This is a genomic window from Kaistia sp. 32K (assembly GCF_016629525.1).
GTDB lineage: Bacteria > Pseudomonadota > Alphaproteobacteria > Rhizobiales > Kaistiaceae > Kaistia.
On the sequence record NZ_AP024269.1, the window covers coordinates 3,800,483 to 3,827,008 of the forward strand.

28 protein-coding genes and 1 other RNA gene are annotated in these 26,526 nt (G+C 67.6%); 7 read left to right on the forward strand and 22 right to left on the reverse strand.

Annotated elements, in window-relative coordinates; translation table 11 throughout:
• Positions 1 to 102: 102 nt before the first annotated feature.
• The 20 genes from pal to K32_RS17715 form a co-directional block, all read right to left on the reverse strand.
• Positions 103 to 612, reverse strand: a complete 510-nt coding sequence (gene pal / locus K32_RS17625) for a peptidoglycan-associated lipoprotein Pal (RefSeq protein ID WP_201400768.1) — start codon at positions 610 to 612, stop codon at positions 103 to 105.
• Between the two features lie 256 nt (positions 613 to 868).
• Entirely contained in the window at positions 869 to 2,173 is a 1,305-nt protein-coding gene (gene tolB, locus K32_RS17630; protein WP_244669579.1) for a Tol-Pal system beta propeller repeat protein TolB, read from the reverse strand.
• Between the two features lie 154 nt (positions 2,174 to 2,327).
• The gene (locus K32_RS17635) at positions 2,328 to 3,314 is read right to left on the reverse strand and encodes a hypothetical protein (RefSeq protein WP_201400770.1); all 987 of its coding nucleotides are present in this window, start codon (positions 3,312 to 3,314) and stop codon (positions 2,328 to 2,330) included.
• Positions 3,315 to 3,317: 3 nt separating this feature from the next.
• Positions 3,318 to 3,773 carry a protein TolR gene (tolR, locus tag K32_RS17640; RefSeq protein ID WP_201400771.1) on the reverse strand — a complete coding sequence of 152 codons (456 nt, stop codon included), beginning with the start codon at positions 3,771 to 3,773 and terminating at the stop codon, positions 3,318 to 3,320.
• Positions 3,774 to 3,775: 2 nt separating this feature from the next.
• Complete coding sequence (gene tolQ / locus K32_RS17645; protein WP_371812706.1) at positions 3,776 to 4,486, reverse strand: protein TolQ; 711 nt, start codon at positions 4,484 to 4,486, stop codon at positions 3,776 to 3,778.
• 222 nt (positions 4,487 to 4,708) lie between these two features.
• On the reverse strand, positions 4,709 to 5,161 hold the full coding sequence (gene ybgC, locus K32_RS17650) for a tol-pal system-associated acyl-CoA thioesterase (RefSeq protein ID WP_201400772.1): 453 nt from the start codon (positions 5,159 to 5,161) through the stop codon (positions 4,709 to 4,711).
• Positions 5,162 to 5,178: 17 nt separating this feature from the next.
• Positions 5,179 to 6,216, reverse strand: a complete 1,038-nt coding sequence (gene ruvB / locus K32_RS17655) for a Holliday junction branch migration DNA helicase RuvB (protein ID WP_201400773.1) — start codon at positions 6,214 to 6,216, stop codon at positions 5,179 to 5,181.
• The gene (locus tag K32_RS25030) at positions 6,213 to 6,344 is read right to left on the reverse strand and encodes a hypothetical protein (protein ID WP_256434759.1); all 132 of its coding nucleotides are present in this window, start codon (positions 6,342 to 6,344) and stop codon (positions 6,213 to 6,215) included. Before K32_RS25030 ends, ruvB begins: the two co-directional genes overlap by 4 nt.
• Entirely contained in the window at positions 6,341 to 6,958 is a 618-nt protein-coding gene (gene ruvA / locus K32_RS17660) for a Holliday junction branch migration protein RuvA (protein WP_201400774.1), read from the reverse strand. Before ruvA ends, K32_RS25030 begins: the two co-directional genes overlap by 4 nt.
• 55 nt (positions 6,959 to 7,013) lie before the next feature.
• A complete protein-coding gene (gene ruvC, locus K32_RS17665; protein WP_201400775.1) occupies positions 7,014 to 7,520 on the reverse strand; it encodes a crossover junction endodeoxyribonuclease RuvC in 507 nt (168 codons plus the stop codon).
• Between the two features lie 103 nt (positions 7,521 to 7,623).
• Positions 7,624 to 8,223 carry a hypothetical protein gene (locus K32_RS17670; RefSeq protein ID WP_201400776.1) on the reverse strand — a complete coding sequence of 200 codons (600 nt, stop codon included), beginning with the start codon at positions 8,221 to 8,223 and terminating at the stop codon, positions 7,624 to 7,626.
• A gap of 352 nt (positions 8,224 to 8,575) precedes the next feature.
• Positions 8,576 to 9,325: a YebC/PmpR family DNA-binding transcriptional regulator gene (locus K32_RS17675; RefSeq protein WP_201400777.1), complete on the reverse strand. Its 750-nt coding sequence runs from the start codon at positions 9,323 to 9,325 to the stop codon at positions 8,576 to 8,578.
• Between the two features lie 89 nt (positions 9,326 to 9,414).
• On the reverse strand, positions 9,415 to 10,518 hold the full coding sequence (locus tag K32_RS17680; RefSeq protein WP_201400778.1) for a tetratricopeptide repeat protein: 1,104 nt from the start codon (positions 10,516 to 10,518) through the stop codon (positions 9,415 to 9,417).
• Positions 10,515 to 11,186: a thiamine phosphate synthase gene (locus K32_RS17685; protein ID WP_201400779.1), complete on the reverse strand. Its 672-nt coding sequence runs from the start codon at positions 11,184 to 11,186 to the stop codon at positions 10,515 to 10,517. Before K32_RS17685 ends, K32_RS17680 begins: the two co-directional genes overlap by 4 nt.
• 88 nt (positions 11,187 to 11,274) lie before the next feature.
• A complete protein-coding gene (locus K32_RS17690) occupies positions 11,275 to 12,063 on the reverse strand; it encodes an inositol monophosphatase family protein (RefSeq protein WP_201400780.1) in 789 nt (262 codons plus the stop codon).
• A gap of 102 nt (positions 12,064 to 12,165) precedes the next feature.
• Complete coding sequence (locus K32_RS17695) at positions 12,166 to 12,987, reverse strand: TIGR00282 family metallophosphoesterase (RefSeq protein ID WP_201400781.1); 822 nt, start codon at positions 12,985 to 12,987, stop codon at positions 12,166 to 12,168.
• An 18-nt stretch (positions 12,988 to 13,005) separates the two neighbouring features.
• Entirely contained in the window at positions 13,006 to 13,596 is a 591-nt protein-coding gene (locus tag K32_RS17700) for a 5-formyltetrahydrofolate cyclo-ligase (protein ID WP_201400782.1), read from the reverse strand.
• A 70-nt stretch (positions 13,597 to 13,666) separates the two neighbouring features.
• Positions 13,667 to 13,825: non-coding RNA, 6S RNA (ssrS, locus tag K32_RS17705), on the reverse strand.
• 103 nt (positions 13,826 to 13,928) lie between these two features.
• The gene (locus tag K32_RS17710; protein ID WP_201400783.1) at positions 13,929 to 14,300 is read right to left on the reverse strand and encodes a cell division protein ZapA; all 372 of its coding nucleotides are present in this window, start codon (positions 14,298 to 14,300) and stop codon (positions 13,929 to 13,931) included.
• Positions 14,301 to 14,303: 3 nt separating this feature from the next.
• On the reverse strand, positions 14,304 to 14,585 hold the full coding sequence (locus K32_RS17715; protein ID WP_201400784.1) for a DUF4164 domain-containing protein: 282 nt from the start codon (positions 14,583 to 14,585) through the stop codon (positions 14,304 to 14,306).
• Between the two features lie 312 nt (positions 14,586 to 14,897).
• On the opposite strand from K32_RS17715, the gene tkt reads away from it, so the two are divergent.
• From tkt to K32_RS17745, 6 genes are all read left to right on the forward strand, one after another.
• Positions 14,898 to 16,889, forward strand: coding sequence for a transketolase (gene tkt, locus K32_RS17720; protein WP_201400785.1), 1,992 nt, complete (start codon positions 14,898 to 14,900; stop codon positions 16,887 to 16,889).
• A gap of 81 nt (positions 16,890 to 16,970) precedes the next feature.
• Complete coding sequence (gap, locus tag K32_RS17725) at positions 16,971 to 17,978, forward strand: type I glyceraldehyde-3-phosphate dehydrogenase (protein WP_201400786.1); 1,008 nt, start codon at positions 16,971 to 16,973, stop codon at positions 17,976 to 17,978.
• Positions 17,979 to 18,098: 120 nt separating this feature from the next.
• Entirely contained in the window at positions 18,099 to 19,298 is a 1,200-nt protein-coding gene (gene pgk, locus K32_RS17730) for a phosphoglycerate kinase (protein WP_201400787.1), read from the forward strand.
• 190 nt (positions 19,299 to 19,488) lie between these two features.
• Positions 19,489 to 20,520, forward strand: a complete 1,032-nt coding sequence (locus K32_RS17735; RefSeq protein ID WP_201400788.1) for a class I fructose-bisphosphate aldolase — start codon at positions 19,489 to 19,491, stop codon at positions 20,518 to 20,520.
• Between the two features lie 226 nt (positions 20,521 to 20,746).
• A complete protein-coding gene (locus K32_RS17740; RefSeq protein ID WP_201400789.1) occupies positions 20,747 to 21,757 on the forward strand; it encodes a flagellar motor protein MotA in 1,011 nt (336 codons plus the stop codon).
• A gap of 1 nt (position 21,758) precedes the next feature.
• A complete protein-coding gene (locus K32_RS17745; RefSeq protein ID WP_201400790.1) occupies positions 21,759 to 22,787 on the forward strand; it encodes a peptidoglycan -binding protein in 1,029 nt (342 codons plus the stop codon).
• A 431-nt stretch (positions 22,788 to 23,218) separates the two neighbouring features.
• Here the strand turns inward: K32_RS17745 and K32_RS17750 are convergent, their stop codons facing one another.
• The gene (locus K32_RS17750) at positions 23,219 to 25,057 is read right to left on the reverse strand and encodes an ABC transporter transmembrane domain-containing protein (RefSeq protein ID WP_201400791.1); all 1,839 of its coding nucleotides are present in this window, start codon (positions 25,055 to 25,057) and stop codon (positions 23,219 to 23,221) included.
• Between the two features lie 256 nt (positions 25,058 to 25,313).
• Between K32_RS17750 and rpmE the strand changes: the two genes are divergently transcribed.
• The gene (gene rpmE, locus K32_RS17755) at positions 25,314 to 25,538 is read left to right on the forward strand and encodes a 50S ribosomal protein L31 (RefSeq protein ID WP_201400792.1); all 225 of its coding nucleotides are present in this window, start codon (positions 25,314 to 25,316) and stop codon (positions 25,536 to 25,538) included.
• 373 nt (positions 25,539 to 25,911) lie between these two features.
• On the opposite strand, the gene K32_RS17760 is transcribed toward rpmE, so the two are convergent.
• Positions 25,912 to 26,439 (reverse strand): DUF1465 family protein, encoded by a 528-nt coding sequence (locus tag K32_RS17760; RefSeq protein WP_201400793.1) that lies wholly within the window; start codon positions 26,437 to 26,439, stop codon positions 25,912 to 25,914.
• Positions 26,440 to 26,526 lie beyond the last annotated feature (87 nt).

A 26,526-nucleotide genomic window follows, 5' to 3' on the forward strand; every position in this document is an offset into this window, starting at 1 on the left:
CGTCTATCTGGGGGGCTTGAGTTCGGCCAAATTGGGGCGCGGACGAACAGAAACGGCGGCCAGAGGCCGCCGTTTCCGTCAAACTCGTATGGTGGACGTCGATCAGGAACCGGCGTTGTTCAACACCGTGACAGCGCGGCGGTTCTGCGACCAGCACGAGATGTCGTTGCAGACCGCGACCGGGCGCTCCTTGCCGTAGGAGATGGTGCGGATGCGGTTCGGCGCGATGCCGCGCGAGACCAGGTAGTTCTTGGTGTTGGTGGCGCGACGGGCGCCCAGCGCGATGTTGTATTCACGCGTGCCGCGCTCGTCCGCATGGCCCTCGACCGTGACCTGGTAACGCGGATACTGCTGCAGCCACTGCGCCTGCTTGTCGAGCGTCGACCGGTTGGCCGACGAGATGTCGGTCTGGTCGGTCTCGAAGAAGATACGGTCGCCGACATTGACGACGAAATCCTGGGCGCTGCCCGGAGTCGCCGAACCGATGCCACCCGCACCGATGCCACCTGCACCACCGGCTCCCGGCTTGTTGGCGCAAGCGGCCAGCGCGAGAGCTGCGCCAATGAACACGACGAACTTGGCGCCGCGCAGAATGGATAGAGAATTCGCCATGAAGATAACTCCTTGTCCACCATACTCGGACATGAGGCGGTCTTAGCAGCCCGTTGGTTAAGCACGGGTTCAAGAACGTGGTTGAGCGGAAGTTAACGCCGTCCGCGCGCGGACAGCCCGATGGTGGATAAAGCAAGGCCCCGTCTGGGTTTCCCGGTGCCTAGCGTGGCCGGGAAACATCGTTACCGAATCATGTTCGGCATAAAAAATGCCGCCGGCGCGGTGCGTCGGCGGCATGGAAATTAACCAAGCTGGCCTAGTTGATCAAGGGCGACCAGGCCGGATCCGAACCGAATGCGGGGGTCGGCACCTTGAACTCGTTGTAGCCGGTCAGATCTATCGACCAGAGCTGCGGTCCGCCATTGGCGCCGGGAGTGTCGCGGAAGAACATCAGCACGCGTCCGTTCGGCGCCCAGGTCGGGCCTTCGTTGTGGAAGCCCTCGGTCAGGATGCGCTCGCCGGAGCCGTCCGGCTTCATCACGCCGATGGCGAATCCGCCGGGCGCCTGGCGCGTGAAGGCGATCAGATCGCCGCGCGGCGACCAGACCGGCGTCGAGTACGAGCCCTTGCCGAAGGAGATGCGCTGCGGGTTGGAGCCGTCGGCGCCCATCACGTAGATCTGCTGGCTGCCGCCGCGATCGGAGGTGAAGACGATGCGCGAGCCGTCCGGCGAGAAGGACGGGCTGGTGTCGATCGAGGCCGAGTTGGTCAGCCGCGTCGTCCGGCGCGAGCGCAGGTCCATCGCGTAGATGTTGGCGTTGCCCTGGTCCTCGAAGCTCATGACGATGCGCTGGCCGTCCGGCGAGAAGCGGGGCGCGAAGGTCATGCCCGGGAAATTGCCGACCAGCTCGCGCTGGCCCGTCTCGATGTTGAGCAGATACACCCGCGGCTGGTCGGAGCCGTAGGACATGTAGACGACTTCCTGCGCCGAGGGATTGAAGCGCGGCGTCAGCACGAGGTCGTTGCCACGGGTCAGGTAGCGCGAATTGGCGCCGTCCTGGTCCATGATGGCGAGGCGCTTGACGCGCTTGTCCTTCGGGCCGCTCTCGTCGACATAGACGACGCGGCTGTCGAAATACCCCTGCTCGCCGGTGAGGCGCTCATAGATCGCGTCGGCGATGATGTGGGCGACGCGGCGCCAGTTTTCCGGCGTCGTGTAGAACTGCTGGCCCGCCATCTGCTGGCCGGCATAGATGTCCCAGAGGCGGAACTCGGCGCGCAGCCGGCCGTCGGACTGGCGCGTGACGCCGCCGGTGACGAGCGCCTGCGCGTTGATCACGGTCCAGCTCTGGAAGTTCGGCGTCTGGTTCGGATTGGTGATCTTCTCGATGAAGGCCGCCTGGTCGAGCGGCAGGAACAGGCCCGAACGCTTCAGGTCGGCCGCGATCACGCCGGAAACGTCGGCGGCGAGCTGCGCGTCCGCCTGGGTCCCGCCGATGAAGGTCGGGATGGCGATCGGCAGCGGCTGGACGTTGCCCTGGGTGACGTCGAGCTCGATCAGCGCTTCGGCGCGCTGGGTGAACGGAACGGTCGCCATCACGAAGGCCGCGGCGAAGAGCATGGCTGCTCCGAGGCTTGTTCGTGCGAAGCGGCGCGAAGCGGCCGCGGCGCCTTTGTCGGGGGCGTGAACCGTCATGGTGCTGTTCCTGTAATCCAAATCTTCTGTGCTGTTGCGGTTGTGGCCCAAGATAACGGCAGAGCAGTGACGGGGGCGATCATCCTTGCGGCGAGAAACGCATCTGGATTTCGCTCCAGAGTTCGTATTTCTCGGCCGGAAGCTGGTAGGGGCCGCACTGCATGACGGCCCGGACCGCGCTCTCCGCCGCCACGGTGCCATACTGGCTGGCCGGGTATTGCTGGATCGACGGCACGCCGCTGACGCTGCCGTCCTGGTTCAGCTTGAACCGGATCGTCACCGTGACCTCGCTCGGATCGGTCCAGCCGACCGGGATGTTCCAGCAGCGCTGAACCTGGGAGCGCAGCGCGTCGATCTCGCTCTGCGTCATCCGCGCGCTCGGGTTGCGGGCCTGCTCGGCGCCGAAGGATTCCGGCTCCTGGCTGGCGGTCTCGCCGCCGGTCGGCTTCTGACGGTCGAGCAGCGCCGCGATCCGGTCGGCGTCGAAGTCCGACGAGGTCGTGCTCTGGGTCTGGTGCTGGCTGGTCTTCTCAGCCGGCTTCTTCGGCGCCTCGGCCGTCTGCACGGGCTTCGGCGGCGTCGGCTTGACGCGCGGCTTCGGCGCCGGCTGCGGCGGCGCGGCCTCGGCTTCCTTCGGCGCGGGAGCGGGTTCGGGCGCTGGCGTCGGCTCGGGCTTCGCCGGGGCGGGCTCGGCCTTGGCGGGCTCGGGCGGGGCCGGCTCCGGCGGCGCGGGCGCAGGCTCGGGCGGCTTCGGCGCGGGCGGCGTCGGCTCGGACTTCGGCGGCGGGGGTGGCGGCGGCGGGGTCGCGGGCGGGGTCGGCTTCGGCGGCGCGGGGCTCGGCTTCGGCGTTTCCTTCTCGGCCGGCTTGTTCGGCGACGGCTTGTCCTTGACCTCGGCGGTCTTCTTGCCCTTCTGCAGGCTGGTCACTTCGGAAATCGGCACCAGCTCGACCGGCATCGATTCGACCATGGTGACGTCGAACGGCTTGCTGCTGGGCAGCCCGATCAGTCCCCAGGCCAGAAGCGAGAGGTGGGCAGCGACGGAGGTGACGAGCCCGGCGCGCATCGATCAGCCGTCCACGGCCTCGGTAACGAGACCGATATTGTGGTAGCCGGCGCTGGAGATGGCGCCCATGACGCGCATGATCGCGCCGTAATTGCTGGTCTTGTCGCCGCGCACGAAGATGCGCTCCTCATAGCCGGCGGCGGCGATCGCCTTCAGCTTGGGAACGAGCTCGTCGAGCGGGATCTCGGTTTCCTGCAGGAACACCTTGCCCTCGGCGTTGACGCTCACCGAGATCGGATCCTTGTCGGCGGTCAGCGCCTTGGCCTGGCTCTGCGGCAGGTCGAGCGGCACACCGGCCGTCAAGAGCGGCGCCGACACCATGAAGATGATCAGCAGCACCAGGATGACGTCGACGAAGGGCGTGACGTTGATTTCGCTCATCACGCCGGTCGAGCGACGACGCCGGCGCCCACCGCGCCCGCCACCGCCTCCAGACCGTCCGCCGACCGACATGCCCATGCTCAGGCCCTCTCGTCGATCTGACGCGACAGGATGGCCGAGAACTCATCGGCAAAGCCTTCGAGGCGGCCCGAGATCTGGCCAGCGGCGCTCGACAGCTTGTTGTAGGCGATAACGGCGGGAATGGCCGCGAACAGGCCGATGGCGGTCGCGAGCAGCGCTTCCGCGATACCGGGCGCCACGACGGCGAGCGACGTGTTCTTGGAGGCGGCGATTGCCTGGAACGAGGTCATGATGCCCCAGACCGTGCCGAACAGGCCGATGAACGGGCCGGCCGAACCGACGGTGGCGAGGAACAGCAGGCGGCTCTCCATGCGCTCGGCCTCGCGGGCGAGCGTCACGTCGAGCACCTTGTCGATGCGCATCTGCAGGCCGATCGGCGACTTGGCGCCGGCCTCGAACGAACGTTTCCATTCGCGCATCGCGGCGACGAACAGGGCGGCCATGCTGGTCGCCGGCCGGTTGGAGAGAGAGCGATAGAGCTCCTCGAGCGACTGTCCCGACCAGAACACCTTCTCGAACCGGTCGATCTGGCGACGGATGCGGCCGAAGAGCAGCACCTTGTCAACGATGATCGCCCAGCTCCAGATCGACGACACGATCAGGCCGAGCATGACCAGCTTGACGACGATGTGAGCCTGCAGGAACAGGGAGATAAGCGACAGGTTCGCCGGCGCGTCGAGCGCTGCCTGGCCCACGTCGACCGGATTCATTCGCGTACACCCTCTCGGAGTTGATCACTCGCGACCGGCGCGAGGACAGGAGCTGTATCCACCGTCGAAACCTGCCACGGAACTTGTCCTGCAAGCATCGGGCCGGACACGACAATCCGGGGTGGTGTCTCGCCTTCAAATTTGTTCATTTGAGGGCGTTTCAGCCAGTTCGCCCATGCTGCCGCGATGCTTCTCTATAGTCTCGGCATGGTTAAGCAATGGTTATTTTGGCGCCATTGCAAATCGGGCGGCGAGGCTTTCGGGAATGCGCTGGGCGCGACCGGCGCGATTGACCAGCACGACCGTGACGACCGCCTCGATCAGGATCTCGGAGCCCCGGCGAATCGTCTGCGCCAGCAGGATCCGCGCCCCGCGAATCTCCTTCGGACGGGTCAGCACCTCAACGACGTCGTCGATCCGGGCCGGCCGCTTGAACTCGATCTCCATCCGATGCACGGCGAAGGCGATCGGCTCGCCGGTCTCGCCGGCGTCGAGCTCGCTGTGGTGCACGCCGAGCAGGCGGACATAGTCACTGCGCCCGCGCTCGAGAAAGCGGACATAGGAGCCGTGATAGACGACGCCGGAGAAATCGGTGTCCTCGAAATAGATGCGGACCGGCAGGACGTGGCCTTCGGGCGTGTGTCGCCCGGCGAGATGCGGGTAGTCGTCGGTCATCGAAGGCCTCTGCGCGGCTATTTGCCGGGGTCGAACATCTGAATCTGGGCCGCAATTTCGGTGGTCGGCACGGCGAGACCAAGATGACGAAAGGCGTGCGGCGTCAAGAGGCGCCCGCGCGGCGTCCGCTGCACGAAGCCCTGCTGGATCAGATAGGGCTCGACGATCTCCTCGATCGCGTCGCGCGGCTCCGACAGCGCCGCCGCGATCGTCTCGATGCCGACCGGTCCGCCGCCGAAGGAGACGGCGATGGTCGACATGTAGCGCCGGTCGAGCGAATCGAAGCCCATGCTGTCGACCTCGAGGCGGAGCAGCGCCCGGTCGGCGACCTCGCGCGTGATCGTGCCCGGCCCCTCGACGAGCGCGAAGTCGCGCACCCGGCGCAGCAGCCTTCCGGCGACGCGCGGCGTGCCGCGGGCGCGGCGGGCGATCTCGGTAGCGCCGTCGGCCGTCATGCCGACGCCCATCAGCCGGGCGCCGCGCGTGACGATCAGCTCGAGCTCCTCGACCGTGTAGAACTGCAGCCGGACGGGAATGCCGAAGCGATCGCGCAGCGGCGTCGTCAGGAGGCCGAGGCGGGTGGTCGCGGCGACAAGCGTGAACTTGGCGAGGTCGATCTTGACCGAGCGCGCCGCCGGCCCCTCGCCGATGATCAGGTCGAGCTGGAAATCCTCCATCGCCGGATAGAGGATTTCTTCCACCGCCGGGCTCAGCCGGTGAATCTCGTCGATGAAGAGGACGTCGCGCTCCTCGAGATTGGTCAAAAGCGCCGCGAGATCGCCGGCCTTGGCGATGACCGGGCCGGAGGTGGCGCGGAAATTGACGCCGAGCTCGCGCGAGACGATCTGTGCCAGCGTCGTCTTGCCGAGGCCGGGCGGCCCGACGAAGAGCACGTGGTCGAGCGCTTCCTTGCGCCCGCGCGCCGCCTCGATGAAGACGGAGAGATTGGCGCGCGCCTGCGCCTGGCCGACGAAATCTGCCAGAACCTGCGGCCGCAGCGTCCGGTCGACGTCGTCTTCCTGCGGGGCTCCGTCAATCAAACGGCTGTCGCTCATCGTTCCTCCTGCGACAGCACCGGCCGCGTGAATGATCGTCCGTAGCAGACGAATCCGGCCGGCACCATGTCCGTCGCCTTCTCCATCGTCGTGACCCAGCCGTCACGACGCGCGGCGACGGCCGTCATCGCGCCAGTTCCTTCAGGCCGAGGCGGATCAGCGTCTCGGTCGTCGCGTCCTCGCCAGCCGAGCGCGCGGCGGCGGCGACGGCGGCGCTCGCCTGCACCTGCGGATAGCCGAGATTGGTCAGCGCCGACACGGCATCGGCGACCGGCAGCGGCGCGCGGCGATCGGCAAGATCTTCCTGCAGCGAGATCACGGCCGGATCGACGCTGGAGAAGGCCGGCGCCTTGTCCTTGAGTTCGGCGACGATGCGCGCCGCGACCTTGGGGCCGACGCCGGGCGCGCGCGCCACCTGCACCTTGTCCTGCAGCGCGATGGCCGTGGCGAGATCGGCCGGCTTCAGGATGCCGAGGATGGCGAGCGCCACCTTGGAGCCGACGCCCTGCACCGTCATCAGCAGCCGGAACCATTCGCGCTCGACATCGGCGCCGAAGCCGAACAGCTTGATCATGTCCTCGCGGACATAGGTCTCGATCGCAAGCTGCGCCGCCTCGCCGGGCGACGGCAAGGCCTGCAGCGTGCGGCTCGAGCAATGCACGAGATAGCCGACGCCGCCGACATCGAGGATCACCCAGTCGTCGCCAAAGGAGTCGACGATGCCCTTGAGCTTACCGATCATGCTCCACCCGTCTCTCGCGAGCCTGCCCGGATGCCGGGCTGCGCCTTGCCTGATGTCACGCCGTCCGCATCATGCGGGCGAGCGAGACGCGATGATGAACGTGGCAGATCGCGATGCCGAGCGCATCCGCCGCGTCGTCGGTGTCGAACTCCGCCTTGGGCAGCAGCACCTTCACCATCATGCGGATCTGCTCCTTGTCGGCGTGGCCGGCGCCGACGATCGTCTTCTTGACCGCGTTCGGCGAATATTCCGCCACCGACAGTCCGGCGAGCGCCGGCACCAGCAGCGCGATGCCGCGCGCATGGCCGAGCTTCAGCGTCGCGCCGGCGTCCTTGTTGACGAAGGTCTGCTCCACCGCCGCCTCGTCCGGGCTGTACTGCGCCATCACGGCGGTGAGGCCCTGATGCAGCGTCACCAGGCGGTGCGCCAGCTCGCCGTCCAGCTGCGCCTTGACCGTGCCGGAGGCGACGAAGGAGAGCTGGTTGCCGCGGCTGTCGACGATGCCCCAGCCGGTGCGCCGGAGGCCGGGGTCGATGCCGATGATGCGAATCGTATGGTTCATGCCAAAGGCCTAGCCGACCCTCGCGCACTTGTGAAGAACATTCGGAGAACATCGGCGCGCCGCATCGACCGCGCGCCGATGAAAACAGGCGGTCAGGCCGCCGTCAGAGCGGCTTGACGCCGTCCTTCTCGGCCTGCACGGCACGGGCGCGGAGGCTGCCGTCGGACGCCTTCTCGACGAAGAGGGAAACGGCGGCGCCGGGCTTCAGCAGCGCGCGGTCGCCGGGGATGATGGCGACGATCCGCGCCTCGGGGCCGACCTCGATGTCCTGCTCGCCGCCCTTGTATTTCAGCCGCAGGGTCTGCCCCGTGGGATCGGCGATCACGGTGGTGACGGTGGCGTTGGTCATCGAGCGGCCGGCGCCCGACATCGGCCGCTGCCCCTCGCCTGCCCCACGCATGCTTTCGGCGAAGATGTGCACTTCCTGCGCATGCAGCTTGCCGTCGGCGCCCTTGACGGCGGCCGAGCCGACATAGTCGCCGGCCTTGATGTCGCTGAGCTTGCGGTTGACCAGCGCGGTGACGTTGACCGAGGCCGGCAGGTTGACCGTCTCGGACTGGCCGTCGGCGGTCTTCATGGTCAGTTGGTCGCCGCTGAAGCTCACGACGGTGCCGCCGACCCGCTCGGGCATGGCGCCCTGCGCCGATGCGGTCACGGATTGCAGCGCCAGAAAGGCGGTGGATGCCAGTATTGCCAGTCGCATGATGGGCTCCCAGGCCGGATCGGCCGAACGCGAGGATCGCGTGGGAGCAAGTAGCGCGCCGGCGCCCGCCGTCGAGCGGCCTGCGGCAAGGTGGCCGGCCCTGCCATGCCACCCTCGACCGTCATCCCGGCGAAGGCCGGGATCCAGACACTCAGGCCGGTGGCCGATAGGCTGAGCCAAGCTTTCGAGGACGGTGTTTATGGGCCCCGGCCTCCGCCGGGGCGACGATGCCCTGCCGATGGGCCGCGCAGCTTGGTCGGCATCGAGCCGCCCTCCCGCCAAGAGTCACGCCCCAATAAAAAAACCCTCCCCGAAGGGAGGGTCTTGCCTTCGCGGAATGACAGGCGATGCCTCAGGCGGCGGTCAGCTTCTGCATGACTTCGTCGGAGACTTCGAAGTTGGTGTAGACGTTCTGGACGTCGTCATCGTCGTCGAGCGCGTCGATCAGCTTCATCACGCCGGCCGCCTTTTCCTCGTCGACGGGGACGAGGTTCTGCGGCTTCCAGATCGCCTTGACCGATTCCGGCTCGCCCAGCGTCTCCTCGAGCGCCTTAGAAACGTCGCTCAAATTCTCGAAGGCGGTGATGATCTCGTGGCCGTCCTCGCTGCTCTGCACGTCGTCGGCGCCGGCTTCGATCGCCGCCTCGAGCACCTTGTCGGCCGAACCGACCTCGGCCTTGTACAGGATCTGGCCGACGTGATCGAACATGAAGGAAACCGCGCCGGTTTCACCGAGCGCGCCGCCGGAGCGGGTGAAATAGGAGCGCACCGCGCTCGCCGTGCGGTTCTTGTTGTCGGTCAGCGCCTCGACGACGACGGCGATGCCGCCGGGGCCGTAACCCTCGTAGCGCATCTCGTCATAGTTCTCGCCATCGGCGCCGGCCGCCTTCTTGATGGCGCGATCGACAACGTCCTTGGGCATGTTTTCCGCGCGGGCGTTCTGGATGGCCAGGCGCAGGCGCGAATTCATCTTCGGGTCCGGCAGACCGAGCTTGGCGGCGACGGTGATTTCACGCGCCAGCTTGGCGAAGGCTTTCGAGCGCTTGGCGTCGGCGGCACCCTTGCGGTGCATGATGTTCTTGAATTGTGAATGTCCGGCCATCGGAGGCGTCCTATCAGCAAATAATTGGGCGGCGCAGCACCGCGCGATCGCCCCGCTTATAGGGGGAAGACGACCTGAAATAAAGTCGTCTACCCCCCGGCGGGCCAGCGTTCCGCTGCGATCTCGGCCGCCTTGCGGTCGGCGTCGGAGAGCTTGGAGACGAAATCGTCCAGCCAGGCGTCCTTGACGCCGAGCTTCGAGGCGATCAGGTGCCAACGCGCCGCCTGGACCGGATCGCGCGGCGTTCCCATGCCGGTGGCGAGCACGCGGGCATAGCGGTTCTGGCCGACCGGATTGCCGGATTCGGCCGCGCGACGGAACCAGCCGGCGGCGGCGATGATGTCCTTCTTGGTGCCGATGCCGTTGAACAGGCGGATGCCGTATTCGACCGCCGCGTCGGGATGGCCGGCCTTTGCCGCCTTCGCCATCCACATCGTCGAGATGCCGTCGTCGAGCAGCACGCCCTCGCCCTCGGCATAGAGCTGCGACAGCGCGAACTGCGCGTCGATGTTGCCCTGCCCGGCCGACTTGCTGAACAGCGACGCCGCCTTTTCGGAATCCTTCGGCCGCACCGTGCCGTCGAGATAGAGCAGGCCGAGATTGTAGAGCGCCTGCGGCTCGTTCCATTCGGCCGCCTGCTCGAACGCGTCGGCCGCCTTGGCGCGGTCCTTCTTGACGCCGCGGCCGTCGAGATAGAGCAGGCCCAGCGCCAGCTGCGCGTTGGGATCGCCGGCGAGCGCCCCCTGCTGGTACCAGGCGGCGGCGGCCTTGTCGTTCTGCTTGACGCCGAGGCCCTCGCCATAGAGGCGGCCGAGCAGCGTCGCCGCCGCGGCGTCGCCGCGTTCGGCCCGCGATATCGCCACGGTGAAGGCGGTCAGATAGAGCCCGCGCTGGAAGGCGCCGAAAGCCTGGTCGCCCTCGCCCTCGTCGTTGAGCGCGCGGCCGGACTTCAGGAGGTCGTCGGCGTTCGGCATCAGCCCGGCGGCCGGCGGCGGAACGCCGAGCGTGCTGCCGCCGAGCACCGGTTCGACCGTCACCGGCTTCTGCTCCGCCGGCTTCGTCGAGCCGGTCGTCAGCCCGCCGCTGGCGGTGGCCGGCTTGGCGACCGGCACGGGCGGCGCCTTCTCGGCGCCGATCGCCGGCAAGGCCGTTCCGAGCAGAAGCACAGCAAGGATCGCGGCCCGGCTTGTCATGGGGCGGTTTCGGCCTGGCGCGCCGCGAGGATGCGGTTGACTTCGGCCACCGCCGCCGCCGGACCGTCGGCATGGTTCCAGATCGCCGAGCGCAGCGCCACGAACTCGATATGGGCGTCGACAGCGGGCTCGACCGAGGCGAGCGTGTTGCCGCCCATCACGATCGCGGGGATCTCGAACATGGCCGACCACCACGCGGCGAGGTCGAAGCTCTTGTCGAAGCTCTGCGGGCCGGTGTCGCCGTCGAAGCGGCCGAAGAAGATGTAGTCGCAGTCGGTTTCGGCCGCGAGCATGGCGTCGTGCCGCGTCGCGACGCCGCCGGCGCCGACGATATGGTCGGGCCTCAGCGCCTCGATGGCGTCCTTCAGCTCGGCGAGGCCGGTATCGACATGCAGGCCGTCGGCGCGGGCGCGGCCGAACAGGCGCGTATCGTTCGCGACGATCGCGGCGACGCCATTGGCCTGGGCAACCGGCACCAGCGCCTCGGCGATGCGCTGCAATTCGCCGGAGTTCGACGTTTCGGAGACGATGAACAGCGTCGCTACGTCGCCCGCCTTCAGCGCGGCGTCGAGCACCGGCGCGAAAGCCTCGGGGTCGAGACCCGCCGGCGTGACGAGGCAGAGGCGCGCAAACGGCTCCGGCGGAGGGGCTTTTTTCTTCTTGGCCATGGTCGCTTTCGAGAACGCTCCGGAAAAACGCCACAGCCTTATGGCGAAAGCACGACGGGGTTCAAGCCGTCGCGCTCCGCGGAACCGATCAGCGGGCGGTGATGGCGGTGAGCAGGCGGGCCTGGATCTTCTCGTTGCCGGCGCAGATCGACTTGGTGTCGATCATCTTCTCGCCGCCCCAGAGATCGGTGCTCTTGCCGCCGGCCTCGCGGACGAACAGCGTGCCGGCCGCGATATCCCAGGGCTGCAGGCCTTCCTGCCAGAAGCCGTCGAGGCGACCGGCGGCGACGGCGGCGAGATCGAAGGCCGGCGAACCGCTGGCGCGCAGGCCCGCCACTTCGATCATGACGTTCTGCATCTTGCGGATGGCGCCGGCATGGTCGGGCGTGCCGAGATGGGGAATGCTGGTGCCGATCACGGAATCGGCGAGCGCGACGCGACCGGCGACGCGCAGGCGGCGATCGTTCATGAACACCCCGCCGCCGCGCTCGGAGACGTAGAGATCGTTGGTGACCGGATTGAACAGCACGGCCGCGACGATCTGCCCTTCCCGCTCCAGCGCCAGCGCGACGCCGAAGACGGGAATGCCGTGCAGGAAGTTGCTGGCGCCGGCGAGCGGGTCGAGGATCCAGCGGTGGGTCTCGTCCGAGCCGGCGAGGACGCCGCGATCCTTGGTCAGGAAGCCGTAGCCGGGGCGGCCCTTGGTCAGCTCCGCCACCAGCGCCTGGCCGGCCTTGCGGTCGGCGGCGGCGACGAATTCGGCCGGGCCCTTCATCGAAACCTGCAGGTTCTCGATCTCGCCGAAATCGCGGGCGAGCGGGCGGCCGGCCTTCGTGACGGCGTTGACCATGACGTTGAGAAGGGCCGAGCGGGCCATGGGCGAAACTCCTGCAGCATCGTCCGGCGGTACCCGCCCGGACGGAGCAAATCTGAAATGGGGGAAGCGTTTGCCTCTCCCATCACGGAATGACGACCGCCGTCAACCCCAGAAGGTCGGCAACCGCTCCTCGAGCACGCCGCCGAGGGCGAGCGGCGAGACGGCGCGGGCGAGCCCGGTGGTGTCGTCGACGTCGACGCAGAGCCCGCACAAGGTCGCCGGGCCGTTCGAGGGCTGGAAGCGGCCGGAGGGGATCTTGGTCAGGAAGCGGCGCACCGGCTCTTCCTTGTCCATGCCGAGCACCGAATCATAATCGCCGCACATGCCGGCGTCCGACTGGTAGGCGGTGCCGCCCGGCAGGATGCGGCAATCCGAGGTCGGCACATGGGTATGCGTGCCGACGACGAGGGTGACGCGGCCGTCGAGATGATGGCCGACCGCCTGCTTCTCGCTCGTCGCCTCGGCGTGGAAATCGATGATGATGGCGTCCGCCTGCTCGCCGAGCGGACAGGCCGAGACCTCGCGGTCGACCGCCGCGAACGGATCGTCGAGCGCATCCATGAAGACGCGGCCCATGGCGTTGACGACGAGGACGCGGGCACCGTTGCGGGCGATGAAGAGATTGGCGCCTTTCCCGGGCGTGCCGATCGGATAATTGACGGGGCGCAGGAAGCGCGGCTGCCGCTCGGAGAAGACGAGCGCCTCGCGCTGGTCGAAGGCGTGGTTGCCGGTGGTGATGACGTCGGCGCCGGCGTCAAGCACGTCACGGACGATGTCCTCGGTCATGCCGAAGCCGCCGGCGGCATTCTCGCCATTGATGACGACGAAATCGAGCCTGTAACGGTCAATCAGCCCCGGCAGCTGGTCGATGACGGCGTTGCGGCCCGTCCGGCCAACGATATCCCCCAGGAAAAGCAGTCGCACACGAACCCCCTTGATCGGTCAGCCGGATTTCAGCGCAGTGATCCGTTCAGCCTCGGTCAGGATGTAGTCGAGGGGGATGTCGTGCGTCTCAAAAGGAACTTTGTCGACCTCCTGAACCGCGAAGGCAAGCCCGACCAGAAGCGGGCGTGCGCCGGACGCGAAGATGGCGGCGACGGCGCGGTCATAGTGGCCCTTGCCGTAGCCGATCCGGTGGCCGCGCCGATCGAAGGCGGCGAGCGGCAGCAGGATGACATCCGGCATGACGAAGGGCGCGTCCGCCGACGGGCCGACGGTGCCGAAACCGGCCGGATGCAGCTCCGCCCCGGCCTCCCAGCGGCGGAAGCGCAGCGTCTCGGCATCGACGAGCACGGGCAGCGCGATGGTGGCGCCGGCGGCGCGCGCGCCTTCGATCAGCGGACGCGGATCCGCCTCGCTGCGAATCGGCCAGTAGCCGGAGACGATGCGGCCCGCCGGCTCGAACCACTCGACGCCGTGGCGCAGGAAGCCGTCGACGGCGTGCTGGCGCGCGGCAATCGAGAGCCCGTCGCGCCGGGCGAGCGCGGCGGCGCGCAGCTGATTCTTGGTGGTGGTATCCGTCTCGGTCGTCATGTCAGCCCGGATCGTCGCGGCGGGGTCGGAAGCCACGGCCATAGAACGATTGCGGGAGAGAAGGAAGGGTGGCGAGCCACGATGGGCCGATGGAGTGATCGATCCCGGGAACCTACAGCGTAGGTGGGCGCCGTATGTCCGGAACCAGGGCTCCGGTCAGGGACAGCTCCCTTTTGGATCGATAAGGCCCCGGGGAATTGTGATCTCCTGTCGCACCGCGCAGCCTCGCCGAGGACAAATATAGGCGACCGCAGGACGCTTAGCCAGCGATCTCGGCACGATCAGCTGGGAAGGTCTCGCTTTTCCAGTGCTGCGACGGCGGAAGGTCGGGATCAGTCGCGCTTGTCGCCGGCGACGAGCTTCTCGGCGAGGCTCTCGAGGCGGCTCGCCGCGAGGTCGACGACGCGCGCGACGTTCGCTTCCGCTTCCTCGTAGCGCGCGATGACAGCCGCCTTGGTCTCGTTCATCGCGGCGAGCTCGGCCTCGAGCCGGCGGACCTGGCGCCGTGATTCGGCGAGGTCGTCGCCCATGGTGATCGCCGCCATGACGGTCAGGCGCTGGTCGCCGATCTCGCCAAAACTCTGGCGCAGCTGGCCGATGATTTCATTGAGACGATCGGCGAGGCCCTCGAGATGGGCCTCCTGGCCGTCGTCGCAGGCCATCCGGTAGGTCTTGCCGTTGATGGTGACGCTGACCTGCGACATGGCTCAGCCGTCCTGCCGTTCGAGCACGGAGCGAATCGTTTCCATGGCGGCGACGAGACGGCGGGAGACTTCCTTGTTGGCCTCTTCGAGCCGCTCGGAGCGGGCTTCGGCCGCGTCGACTGACTGCGCCAGACGCGAGCGATCAAGGCCGATCCGCTGCATTTCCGTTTCGATTTCGCCGAGGCGCACACCGGCGTTGAGCCGTCTGTCGACCGCTCCCTCCAGCCCGTCCAGCGCCGCACTCAAGCGCCGCAACGCACCTTCAATGGGCGACGCCCCTCGCATTCTCGGCGGAATCTCCCTGTCGCATGCGGTCAGAAATCGTTCCGGACATTAGGCAGGCCCGAAACAGGGCGTCAATGGCTTATCCTGGGCTTATCCGGAAGCGGCCGTTTTCCCGGATTTCCGGGGGCTCGCGGCGGTTGCAGCAGGCTCTCTGCGACAGGTCGCGAGATTGACTCACAAGGGGGGTCTGTTATTTGTCGCAGCGCCTTTCCGCGACGGTCCGGCGGCCTGGTAGTTACCCCACAGAACAACGCGGCCGCGCGACTGCCCGACAAGCGAGCAGTGGCCCGGCCCACAAGCGTGGAAGCAGAGATGACAGCTCCTGAAACTCACAAGCGCATGGCAAACGCCATCCGTGCGCTCGCGATGGATTCGGTCGAAAAGGCCAAGTCCGGCCATCCCGGCATGCCGATGGGCATGGCCGACGTCGCCACGGTGCTGTTTTCGCGGTTCCTGAAATACGATGTCAACGCGCCGTTCTGGCCCGACCGGGATCGCTTCATCCTGTCGGCCGGCCATGGCTCGATGCTGATCTATTCCGTCCTGCACCTGCTCGGCTCGAAGGAACTGCCGATCAGCGAACTGCAGAATTTCCGCCAGCTTCATTCGAAGACCCCGGGTCATCCCGAGAACTTCATGACGCCCGGCGTCGAGACGACGACGGGTCCGCTCGGCCAGGGTCTCGCCATGTCGGTCGGCTTCGCGCTGGCCGAGCGCATGCTCGCCGCCGAATACGGCGCCGACCTCGTCGATCACTACACCTATGTGATCGCGGGCGACGGCTGCCTGATGGAAGGCGTCAGCCATGAGGCGATCGATCTCGCCGGCCATCTGAAGCTCAACAAGCTTATCGTCCTGTTCGACGACAACGGCATCACCATCGACGGCCACACCGATCTCTCGACCTCGGTCGACCAGGTGGCCCGCTTCAAGGCGAGCGGCTGGAACGCCGAGCGCGTCGACGGCCTCGATCCGGAGGAAGTCGCCGCGGCCATCGAGCGCGCCCGCAATTCCGACCGCCCGACCCTGATCGCCTGCAAGACGATCATCGGCTACGGCGCGCCGACCAAGGCCGACAGCCATGCCTCGCACGGCTCGGCGCTCGGCGACAAGGAAATCGCCGGCGCCCGCGAGGCGCTCGGCTGGCCCTACGCGCCGTTCGAGATCCCGGACGACGTCTACGCCGCCTGGCATGGCGCCGCCGCCAAGTCGGCTGAACCGCGCGCCGCGTGGGAGGCCCGCCTCGCCGCCGCCGACGCCGCCGTGCGTTCGGAATTCGAGCGCCGCATGAAGGGCGAGCTGCCGGCCGGCCTCGACGCCGCCGTCGACGCCTACAAGAAGACCCTGTCGGAGACGAAGCCGAAGGTCGCCACCCGCAAGTCGTCCGAAATGGCGCTCGACATGCTGGCGACCGTGGTTCCGGAACTGGCTGGCGGCTCGGCCGACCTCACCGGCTCGAACCTGACCCGCGCCAAGGCGCAGCAGCCGCTGACCCCGGACGACTATTCCGGCCGCTACATCCACTACGGCATCCGCGAGTTCGGCATGTCGGCGGCGATGAACGGCATCGCGCTGCATGGCGGCTTCATCCCGTATGGCGGCACCTTCCTGGTGTTCACCGACTATGCCCGTCCGGCCATCCGCCTGTCGGCGCTGATGGGCGAGCGCGTGATCTACGTCATGACGCATGACTCGATCGGCCTCGGCGAAGACGGCCCGACCCACCAGCCGGTGGAGCATGTCGCGGCACTCCGGGCGATCCCGCATCTGCGCGTCTTCCGTCCGGCCGACGCGGTCGAAGTGGCCGAAGTCTGGCAGATCGCGATCGAGAGCCCGCACAATCCGTCGGTTCTCGCGCTGTCGCGCCAGAACCTGCCGACGCTGCGCACCGAGCACGTCTCGGAGAACAAGTCGGCCCGCGGCGCCTATCTGATCGCCGGTCCGGAGACCGCCGACGTGACGCTGTTCGCGACGGGTTCCGAGGTCGAGATCGCCGTCAACGCCAAGGCGAAGATCGAGGAAGCCGGCCGCACGGCCCGCGTCGTCTCGGTGCCGAGCTTCGAGCTGTTCGAGCTGCAGGACGACGCCTACAAGGCGGCGACCATCGGCAATTCGAAGGTCCGCGTCGGCATTGAGGCCGCCATCCGTCTCGGCTGGGACCGCTTCATCGGCGTCGACGGCATCTTCATCGGCATGAACGGCTTCGGCGCCAGCGCGCCGGCCGACCAGCTGTACGAGTATTTCGGCATCACGGCGCAGCATGCCGCCGATGCGGCGCTGGCGCGGTTGAACACCAACGCCTGAATCACGAACTGAACCATGGCCGGGCAAATGCGCCCGGCCGAAACGGACGAAGGCGCGGCGCGCGCCTCAAGGAGAGCGAATATGGCGGTGCGGGTTGCTATCAACGGGTTCGGCAGGATCGGCCGGAACATCCTTCGGGCGATCGTCGAGTCGGGCCGGACCGACATCGAGGTCGTCGCGGTCAACGATCTCGGCCCGGTCGAGACGAACGCCCACCTGCTCCGCTTCGATTCGGTCCATGGCCGCTTCCCGCATGAGGTGATCGTCGACGGCGACACGCTCGTCATCGGCGACCGCCGCATCAAGGTCACGGCGATCAAGAACCCGGCGGAGCTGCCGCACAAGGAGCTCGGCATCGACATCGCGCTCGAGTGCACCGGCATCTTCACCTCGCGCGAGAAGGCCGCCGCCCATCTCGCAGCCGGTGCCAAGCGCGTCATCGTCTCGGCTCCCGCCGACGGCGCCGACTACACCGCCGTGCTGGGCGTCAACCATGAGGGCCTGACCAAGGACCACCTGGTGATCTCGAACGGTTCCTGCACCACCAACTGCCTGGCGCCGGTCGCCAAGGTCCTGCAGGACACGGTCGGCATCGAGCACGGCTTCATGACGACGGTGCATTCCTACACCGGCGACCAGCCGACGCTCGACACCATGCACAAGGACCTCTACCGCGCCCGCGCGGCGGCCCTTTCCTCGATCCCGACCTCGACCGGCGCCGCCAAGGCGATCGGCCTGGTGATCCCGGAGCTCAAGGGCAAGCTCGACGGCTCGTCGATCCGCGTGCCGACCCCGAACGTCTCGCTCATCGACCTGAAGTTCGTCGCCAAGCGCCCGACCACGGTCGAAGAGATCAACGCGGCGATGAAGGCGGCGGCTGCCGGCCCGCTCAAGGGCGTCCTCGCCGTCACCGACCAGCCGAACGTCTCGCACGACTTCAACCACGACCCGCATTCGGCGACGTTCCACCTCGACCAGACCAAGGTCATCGACGGCACCTTCGTCCGCGTGCTGGCCTGGTACGACAACGAGTGGGGCTTCTCGAACCGCATGGCCGACATGACGGCCTATTTCGCCAAGGTCCTCTGAGCGAATTGGCAAAGACGATTTGATCCGTCGAAACGAGATCAGCTAGAACCTGATGGCCCGGACACGTTCCGGGCCATTTTCACATTTGAGGGCGCATTCGCCCACAAGGAGAGAGCGCGCATGTCGACCTTCCGCACCCTCGATACCGCCGAAATCAAGGGCAAGCGCGTCCTGATCCGCGTCGACCTGAACGTCCCGATGAAGGACGGCCGGGTCACCGACGACACCCGCATCCGCGCCATCCTGCCGACGGTGCGCGACGTCACCAAGCGCGGCGGCAAGGCGATCCTCTTGGCGCATTTCGGCCGCCCGAAGGGCGAGCGCGTCGCCGACATGTCGCTCGCGCCCGTCGTGCCGGCGCTGGAGACGCTGCTCGGCAGCCCCGTCGCCTTCGCCAATGACTGCATCGGCAACGACGCCGCCCAGGCGATCGCCAAGATGTCGGACGGCGACGTGCTGCTCCTGGAAAACACCCGCTTCCACAAGGGCGAAGAGAAGAACGACCCGATCTTCACGGCGGCACTCGCCGAGCTCGGCGACGTCTATGTCAACGACGCCTTCTCCGCCGCGCACCGCGCCCATTCCTCGACCGAGGGCCTCGCCCACCAGCTGCCCGCCTATGCCGGCCGCTCGATGCAGGCCGAGCTGGAGGCGCTGGAAAAGGCGCTGACCAGCCCGAAGCGCCCGGTGATCGCCATCGTCGGCGGCGCCAAGGTCTCGTCCAAGATCGACCTCCTGGAAAACCTGGTCGGCAAGGTCGACGCGCTGGTGATCGGCGGCGGCATGGCCAACACCTTCCTGCACGCGCAAGGCCTGCCGGTCGGCAAGTCGCTCTGCGAGAAGGATCTCGCCGACACCGCCCGCCGCATTCTGGCCAAGGCCGAGACCGCCAACTGCGCCATCATCCTGCCGGTCGACGCCACCGTCGCCTATCATTTCGAGGCGCATGCCCCGAACCAGACCTATGGCGTCGAGGCGATCCCCGAGGACGGCATGATCCTCGACGTCGGCGGCCTGTCGGTCGAGCGCATCAACGCGGCGATCGACGACGCGGCGACGCTGGTCTGGAACGGCCCGCTCGGCGCTTTCGAGCTGGAGCCGTTCGATCGCGGCACGGTCGAGGCCGCCCGCCACGCGGCGAAGCGCACCAAGGAAGGCCACCTGCTCTCGGTCGCCGGCGGCGGCGACACGGTGGCGGCGCTCAATCACGCCGGCGTCGCCGACGACTTCTCCTATGTCTCGACGGCCGGCGGCGCCTTCCTCGAATGGCTGGAAGGCAAGCCGCTGCCCGGCGTCGAGGTATTGCGCCGCAACACTTAAATCGTTTTAGTCCGCAGCGCAGCAAAACTACGGTCTTTGCGATAATTTGATCAGGTCGATCAAACAACTTCCGAGCTCATCGAGTTCGGAAGTTGTTTTATTTTGCAGTGCAAAATCTAACATGGCGAGTTATGCAACTGCCGGGAGACCCGGACGGTCCGGGTCCGCGCTTTGCAAGAGATCGCCCCGCATGACCGAAAGCCTTCAGGATATTGCCCGTCGTCTCGTCGCGCCCGGAAAGGGCATTCTGGCGGCGGATGAGAGCTCGAGCACGATCAAGAAGCGTTTCGACAGCATCAACCTCGCCTCGACGGCCGACGCCCGCCGCGATTACCGCGAGATGCTGTTCTCGGCCGACCAGGCCATGCGCAACCACGTCTCCGGCGTCATCCTGTTCGACGAGACGATCCGCCAGCAGGCGAAGGACGGCCGGGCGCTGGTCGAGCTGATCACCGCGACGGGCTCGATTCCCGGCATCAAGGTCGACACGGGCGCCAAGGCCCTCGCCTTCCACCCCGGCGAGACCGTCACCGAGGGCCTGGACGGCCTGCGCGAGCGCCTGGTCGAATATCACAAGCTCGGCGCGCGCTTCGCCAAGTGGCGGGCGGTGATCACCATCGGCGAGACCCTGCCGACGCCGGGCGCCCTCTCCGCCAACGCGCACGCGCTCGCCCGCTACGCGGCGCTCTGCCAGGAAAACGGCATCGTCCCGATCGTCGAGCCGGAAGTCCTGATGGACAACCCGAACGCCACCCACACGATCGAGACCTGTCACAAGGTGACCGAAGCAACGCTGCGCGTCGTGTTCGACGAGCTCGATCGCGCCCGCGTCGATCTCTCCGGCATCATCCTGAAGCCGAACATGGTCGTGCCGGGCAAGGACAGCGGCCAGAAGGCTTCCCCGTCCGAAGTGGCCGAGCGCACCGTCGCCGTGTTCCACGCCGCCGTGCCGACCTCGGTCCCGGGCATCGCCTTCCTCTCCGGCGGCCAGTCGGACGAGCTGGCGACCGAGCATCTCTCGCTCATCAACGCCATTGGCGACCTGCCCTGGGGCATCACCTTCTCCTATGGCCGCGCCCTGCAGGCGGCGGCGCTCAAGGCCTGGGGCGGCAAGCCGGAGAATGTCGCGGCCGGCCAGCAGGCCTTCCTGCATCGCTGCCGGATGAACGGCCTCGCGGCGCTCGGCCAGTGGAACGCGGAACTGGAGCGCGAGGTCGCCTGACCCCGGCTCCCGTCGCGGGAGGAAAGCGCCGCCTCTTTCCGAGGCGGCGCGTTAATACGGCCCCTAGGCTCTTCCTATCCTGCGGCAAATCACGCTAAACCTTGAGCGCCGGGGCGTGATCGGCTTCTTCCGAGGCCCCGGCACGGACTTGGCGCGTTTCTTCGGCCACGGTTCTGGCCGATGCGTGCAGGGTGAAACGAGACGCAGCGCGATCCGGCGGAAACCAATGGCAAGAGATTTCGACCCCTACAAGCTTGCCAGTCCGCAAGTGTATCTCTGGCGGATGATCGTATTCCTGGTGATCGCCGCGTTCGTCGCCCTGATCCTCTATCGCCAGGTCTATACGTCCTTCCTCGCCAATCCGGCGCTGAACGGCGTCATCATCGGCGTGCTGTTCATCGGCATCCTGCTGGCCTTCCGCCAGGTGATCCGCATCTTCCCGGAGATCCGCTGGGTCAACGGCTTCCGCAATTCCGACCGCTCGATCGAGCTGGAACGCGCGCCCGTGCTGCTGGCGCCGATGGCGGCGATCCTCGGCGATCGCATCGGCCGCATGTCGATCTCGACCCAGACCATGCGCTCGGTGCTCGATTCGATCCTGATGCGCCTCGACGAGGACCGCGACACCTCGCGCTACTTGACCGGCCTGCTCATCTTCCTCGGCCTGCTCGGCACCTTCTGGGGCCTGCTCGAAACGGTCAGCGCCGTCGCCGACGCCATCCGCAGCCTCAACATCGGCACCGGCGACAGCGCCGTGATCTTCGAGGATCTGAAATCCGGCCTCGAGGGTCCGCTGACCGGCATGGGCACGGCGTTCTCGTCCTCGCTGTTCGGTCTCGCCGGCTCGCTGATCCTCGGCTTCCTCGACCTGCAGGCCGGCCAGGCGCAGAACAAGTTCTATACCGAGCTGGAAGACTGGCTCTCCACCGTCACCGACCTCGATCCGAGCATGCTCGACGTGCGCGAGGGCGCCTCGACCGGCGAGGACCTTCGCGTCGCGATCGAGCGGCTGACCGCGGCGGTGCAGGAGGGCGGCGGCGGTTCCGGCGGCTCCACCCAGCGCGCCACCGCCGCCATGGCCAATCTCGCCGAGGGCATCCAGGGGCTGGTGCAGCACATGCGCAGCGAGCAGCAGGTGGTGCGGGGCTGGGTTGAGCAGCAGGCCGAGCAGCAGCGCGAGATGCAGCAGCTTCTGGAACTGATCGCCAAGGCCCTCAAGCAGCCGGCCGGAGAGTAGCGTGGCCGCCCGCGGACGCCGCCGTGAGGCCAGGACGGACGTCTGGCCCGCCTTCGTCGACGTGCTGTCGAACCTCCTGCTCGTCTTCATCTTCCTGCTCTCGATCTTCGCGCTGCTACAGTTCCTGCAGAGCCGCGAGATCACCGGCAAGGACACGGTGCTGAACCGGCTGAACAGCCAGATCGCCGAGCTGACCGAGCTCCTCGCCATGGAGCGGGCCGGCAAGCAGGATTCGGCCGACCAGCTCGCCAACCTGCAGGCGAGCCTCGCCTCCGCGGAAGCCGAGCGCGACCGGCTGAAGAGCGCCGCCGACAGCCAGTCGGCTGCCGCCGGATCGGCTGAGGGCCAGATCGCCATCATCACCAAGGCGCTGGAAAACGAGAAGGTCGTCAGCCAGAAGGCGCTGTCGCAGGTCGAGATCCTGAACCAGCAGATCGCCGCGCTCCGCCGCCAGATCGGCGCGCTGGAGGAGGCGTTGAACGCCTCGGAGAAGCGCGACACCGAGAGCCAGACCAAGATCGCCGATCTCGGCCGCCGGCTGAACGTCGCGCTGGCGCAGCGCGTGCAGGAACTGTCGCGCTATCGCTCCGACTTCTTCGGCCGCCTGCGCGAGATCCTCGGCAACCGGCCCGACATCACCGTCGTCGGCGACCGCTTCGTCTTCCAGTCCGAGGTGCTGTTCCCGTCGGGTTCGGACGAGATCAACGCCGAGGGCCGGGTCGAGATGACCAAGCTCGCCGAGGCGCTGAAGACGCTCGAGGGCGAGATCCCGCCTGAGATCGCCTGGGTGCTGCGCGTCGACGGCCACACCGACGCCCGGCCGCTCTCCGGCTCGGGGCGCTTCCGCAACAACTGGGAACTGTCGTCGGCCCGCGCCATCGCGGTCGTCCGCTTCCTGGTCGAGCAGGGCGTGCAGCCGATCCACCTGGTCGCCGCCGGCTTCGGCGAATACCAGCCGCTGGAACAGGGCTCGACCGAAGCCGCCTACGCCAAGAACCGCCGCATCGAGCTGAAATTGACGGAACGGTAGACCGCGGTTTCTGTCAGACGAGCCTTCGCACGCCTCCCCCCGTCATCCCCGCGACGGCGGGGATCCATTCAGCCGGGTCCCCGGGAGGATCGACACCCCGCGCTTCGGCTGCATGGATCCCGGGTCAAGCCCGGGATGACGGCGAGCGTGGACGATCGCCGGCGCGCAATCGCTACCAGTCGGCAGGTCTGCTAGCTGCTCTCGCCGAGAGCGTTCTGCCAGTCTGAATTCCCAAAACTCAGCCATCATCCTGAGGTGCCCGGCGGAGCCGGACCTCGAAGGAGGGTCCAGGAGGCTACATTCGGGAGGCGGTTCGGATCTCGGTTGTTTCGGAGCTTCGCTGGACCCTCCTTCGAGGCTTCGCTGGCGCGAAGCACCTCAGGATGATGTCGGAGCCGATCGATCTGCCTGGAAGAGCCGCCCCCCGCCCCTCAGGCGGCGTCCTCGCGGAACTGCAGGCGGGCCAGGCGGGCGTAGAGCCCGCCCTGGCGCACCAGCTCGTCATGCGTGCCTTCCTCGACGATGGCGCCGCCATCCATGACGAGGATGCGGTCGGCCTTCAGGATGGTCGCGAGCCGGTGCGCGATGACGATCGTTGTGCGGCCGACCATCAGCTCGTCGAGTGCCGACTGCACCGCGACCTCGCTCTCGGCGTCGAGCGCGCTCGTCGCCTCGTCGAGCAGCAGGATCGGCGCATCCTTCAGGATGGCGCGGGCGATGGCGATGCGCTGGCGCTGGCCGCCCGAGAGCGTGACGCCACGCTCGCCGAGCTCGGTCTCGTAGCCCTCCGGCAGCGCCTGCAGGAAGCTGTCGGCATAGGCAGAGACGGCGGCGTGGCGGATGGCGCCCGGATCCGCGCCCGGCCGGCCGATCGCGATGTTCTCCGCCGCGCTGGCGGCGAAGATGACCGTATCCTGCGGCACGATCGCGATGTGGCGGCGCAGCGCCACCGGATCGAGCGCACGGACATCGACGCCGTCGACCGTCACCCGCCCCTGCTGCGGATCATAGAAGCGCAGGATCAGGTTGAAGAGCGTGCTCTTGCCCGCGCCGGAGGGACCGACGACGGCGACCCGCTCGCCCGGCTTAACGTGGAAGCCGACATGGTGAATGGCGGCGCCGCGCCCGCCCTCCGGATAGCCGAAACCGACGCCCTCGAAGGCGATCGCGCCCTTGACCGGCTCGGCGAGAGAAACCGGCCTCGCCGGCGCGGCGATGGACGGCTTTTCCGCCAGGATCTCGGCCAGCCGCTCGGCGGCACCGGTGGCGTTCGCAATGTCGCCCCAGACCTGCGAGAGCTCGCCGAGCGCGCCGGCGGCGATCACGGCATAGATCAGGAACTGGCCGAGCGTGCCGGGGGTCATCCGCCCGGCGAGCACGTCCTGCGCGCCCCACCAGAGCACGGCGACCATGCTGGCGAAGACCATGAAGATGCCGAAGCCGGTCAGCGCCGCGCGCGCCATGGTCGAGTTGCGGGCGGCGATGAAGGCGCCCTCGACGCTGGTCGCGAAGCGCCGCGCCACGCTCGCCTCGGCCGTGAAGGCCTGGATGATGCGGACCGCGCCGATCGCCTCCGAGGCATAGGCGGAGGCGTCGGCCAGCATGTCCTGCGCCTTGCGCGAGCGCATCCGGACGCGGCGGCCGAAGCCGACCAGCGGCAGCACGACGATCGGCAGCGCCAGCAGCACGAGGCCGGAGAGCTTGGGACTGGTGACGATCATCATCGCCACGCCGCCCATGAACATCACCACATTGCGCAGCGCGATCGAAATGTTGGCGCCGGCGACCGCCTTGATCTGCGTCGTGTCGGCGGTGAGCCGCGAGGCGATCTCGCCGGAACGGTTGCGGTCGAAGAAATCGATGCCGAGCGCCGCCAAATGACGGAAGACGTCGGCGCGCAGATCGGCGACGACCCGTTCGCCGAGCCAGGTGACGAAATAGAAGCGCAGGCTGGAGGCGACGGCGAGCACGGCGACGACGCCGATCAGCGCCATGAAATAGACGTTGATCGTGCCGGCATTGTCGGCGGTGAAGCCGTGGTCGATCATGCGGCGGACGGCGAGCGGCACGGTCAGGGTCGCGAGCGCGGCGGCGACGAGCGCCAGGCAGGCGCCGAGGAGCTGCGGCTTGCGGCGGAGCACATAGGGCACCAGCATGCCGAGCGGCCTGAGCGAACGGCGGCGGGCCTTGGCGTCGTCGCCAGCCTTGGCGTCATCGCGGGCCTTGGAAGGATCGGCCCGGTCGGCAGCGCCTTCCGCGTCTCTAGCCATCGTGTCTCGAACCGCCATCGGCACCCGTCTCAGTCGTTCGCGGGGGCTTTTGCCCCGATGGCGCCTAGATGCACTGCTGGCGGCGGTGTTTCAAGGCGAGCGGGCCCTTGTGCCGGCCCGAACGCTGGGCTATATCGTCGCCCCACAGGACGGCCCGTCGCAGGCAGCCGTTTTTCCCATTGATCAGGACGGCGCCTCCGCTTTGGCGGGCGACGACCATGCGGTCCCGAACGGACCGAGCCGCGAGGACCAGACGATGAAGAAAGACATTCATCCCGACTACCACACGATCAAGGTCGTGATGACGAACGGCACCGAGTACTTCACCAAGTCGACCTATGGTGAAGAGGGCGCCGTCATGAACCTCGACATCGACCCGACGACGCACCCGGCCTGGACCGGCGGCAACCAGACGCTGCTGGACCGCGCTGGCCGCGTCTCGCGCTTCAACAACAAGTTCAAGGGCTTCATCGGCGGCTAATCCGCCCGAAGCGCTTTCGGAATGCAAAACCCCGGCCTCTGGCCGGGGTTTTTGTTTGCGTGGGGTTTCACAGGTCCCCTCACCCCATACGGCTCCGCCATGTCAGCGGCGTGGAACCAGCACGGCCATCATCCTGAGGTGCCCGGCAACGCCGGGCCTCGAAGGAAGGTCCAGGAAACACCTCTGAACGCAAGCGGATGCGTCTGCAAGGCGCAGAGCCCTGCTGGACCCTCCTTCGAGGCTTCGCTCACGCGAAGCACCTCAGGATGATGGTCGAGTTTTGGAAATGCAGTGCGGGAAAAGGTCTCGGCGACCGATCGGCCGCCCCGCCCCTATCGCGTCGAGGTCTCGGCGCTACGAAGCCGGCCTCGGCCTACTCGCGCCCGCCGCCAAAGGCGCGCGCCAGCTGGCCGAGCTGGCGGCTGACCGGGTTTTCGGCCGGCGCGTCGGCGTTGGCGGCGTTGTAGATGGCGTCGTCGAGGCGGATCACGCGTTCCTGCAGCCGGACCGAGCGGCCGATCAGGTCGCGCAGCCGCTCCGGCAGGTCTTCCCAGCCCGGCCCCTCGGCGATGGAGCCGAAGCCGCGCAGCCGCACCTTGGCCTTCTCGGCGCCGGCCTGCTCGAAGGTCATCTCGCCCTCGTTGACCGCGCGCTGCAGCAGCAGCCACGAGGCGAGCTGCATCAGCCGCGTCGTCAGCCGCATCGATTCGGTGGCGTAGGTGAGCGAGCCGCCCTTGGGCAGGTCGCGCGATTCGACGCGGCCATCGCCATCGAGATAGGCGGCGGTCTCCTCGACGAGCAGCATCCCCTCCCGGAAAAGTCCGCGGAAGGTGTCCGAATACGCGAAGCGCTGGCCGAATACGATCGGCGCGTCGACGGGCCCAGGGCTGTCGTCTGTCATGGAATCATTCCGTTGCGTCAACACGTCAATCCCGAGCGGGTTCAGACGGAACGCAAGTTTTGCCGATTTTGACGCCTATGAAGACGG

Bases quoted from the DNA above. Each gene is read 5' to 3' on its own strand.
- pal (WP_201400768.1), bottom strand. From the start codon at position 612: ATGGCGAATTCTCTATCCATTCTGCGCGGCGCCAAGTTCGTCGTGTTC.
- tolB (WP_244669579.1), bottom strand. From the start codon at position 2,173: ATGCTCTTCGCCGCGGCCTTCGTGATGGCGACCGTTCCGTTCACCCAG.
- K32_RS17635 (WP_201400770.1), bottom strand. From the start codon at position 3,314: ATGCGCGCCGGGCTCGTCACCTCCGTCGCTGCCCACCTCTCGCTTCTG.
- tolR (WP_201400771.1), bottom strand. From the start codon at position 3,773: ATGGGCATGTCGGTCGGCGGACGGTCTGGAGGCGGTGGCGGGCGCGGT.
- tolQ (WP_371812706.1), bottom strand. From the start codon at position 4,486: ATGAATCCGGTCGACGTGGGCCAGGCAGCGCTCGACGCGCCGGCGAAC.
- ybgC (WP_201400772.1), bottom strand. From the start codon at position 5,161: ATGACCGACGACTACCCGCATCTCGCCGGGCGACACACGCCCGAAGGC.
- ruvB (WP_201400773.1), bottom strand. From the start codon at position 6,216: ATGAGCGACAGCCGTTTGATTGACGGAGCCCCGCAGGAAGACGACGTC.
- K32_RS25030 (WP_256434759.1), bottom strand. From the start codon at position 6,344: ATGACGGCCGTCGCCGCGCGTCGTGACGGCTGGGTCACGACGATGGAG.
- ruvA (WP_201400774.1), bottom strand. From the start codon at position 6,958: ATGATCGGTAAGCTCAAGGGCATCGTCGACTCCTTTGGCGACGACTGG.
- ruvC (WP_201400775.1), bottom strand. From the start codon at position 7,520: ATGAACCATACGATTCGCATCATCGGCATCGACCCCGGCCTCCGGCGC.
- K32_RS17670 (WP_201400776.1), bottom strand. From the start codon at position 8,223: ATGCGACTGGCAATACTGGCATCCACCGCCTTTCTGGCGCTGCAATCC.
- K32_RS17675 (WP_201400777.1), bottom strand. From the start codon at position 9,325: ATGGCCGGACATTCACAATTCAAGAACATCATGCACCGCAAGGGTGCC.
- K32_RS17680 (WP_201400778.1), bottom strand. From the start codon at position 10,518: ATGACAAGCCGGGCCGCGATCCTTGCTGTGCTTCTGCTCGGAACGGCC.
- K32_RS17685 (WP_201400779.1), bottom strand. From the start codon at position 11,186: ATGGCCAAGAAGAAAAAAGCCCCTCCGCCGGAGCCGTTTGCGCGCCTC.
- K32_RS17690 (WP_201400780.1), bottom strand. From the start codon at position 12,063: ATGGCCCGCTCGGCCCTTCTCAACGTCATGGTCAACGCCGTCACGAAG.
- K32_RS17700 (WP_201400782.1), bottom strand. From the start codon at position 13,596: ATGACGACCGAGACGGATACCACCACCAAGAATCAGCTGCGCGCCGCC.
- K32_RS17710 (WP_201400783.1), bottom strand. From the start codon at position 14,300: ATGTCGCAGGTCAGCGTCACCATCAACGGCAAGACCTACCGGATGGCC.
- K32_RS17715 (WP_201400784.1), bottom strand. From the start codon at position 14,585: ATGCGAGGGGCGTCGCCCATTGAAGGTGCGTTGCGGCGCTTGAGTGCG.
- tkt (WP_201400785.1), top strand. From the start codon at position 14,898: ATGACAGCTCCTGAAACTCACAAGCGCATGGCAAACGCCATCCGTGCG.
- gap (WP_201400786.1), top strand. From the start codon at position 16,971: ATGGCGGTGCGGGTTGCTATCAACGGGTTCGGCAGGATCGGCCGGAAC.
- pgk (WP_201400787.1), top strand. From the start codon at position 18,099: ATGTCGACCTTCCGCACCCTCGATACCGCCGAAATCAAGGGCAAGCGC.
- K32_RS17735 (WP_201400788.1), top strand. From the start codon at position 19,489: ATGACCGAAAGCCTTCAGGATATTGCCCGTCGTCTCGTCGCGCCCGGA.
- K32_RS17740 (WP_201400789.1), top strand. From the start codon at position 20,747: ATGGCAAGAGATTTCGACCCCTACAAGCTTGCCAGTCCGCAAGTGTAT.
- K32_RS17750 (WP_201400791.1), bottom strand. From the start codon at position 25,057: ATGGCTAGAGACGCGGAAGGCGCTGCCGACCGGGCCGATCCTTCCAAG.
- rpmE (WP_201400792.1), top strand. From the start codon at position 25,314: ATGAAGAAAGACATTCATCCCGACTACCACACGATCAAGGTCGTGATG.
- K32_RS17760 (WP_201400793.1), bottom strand. From the start codon at position 26,439: ATGACAGACGACAGCCCTGGGCCCGTCGACGCGCCGATCGTATTCGGC.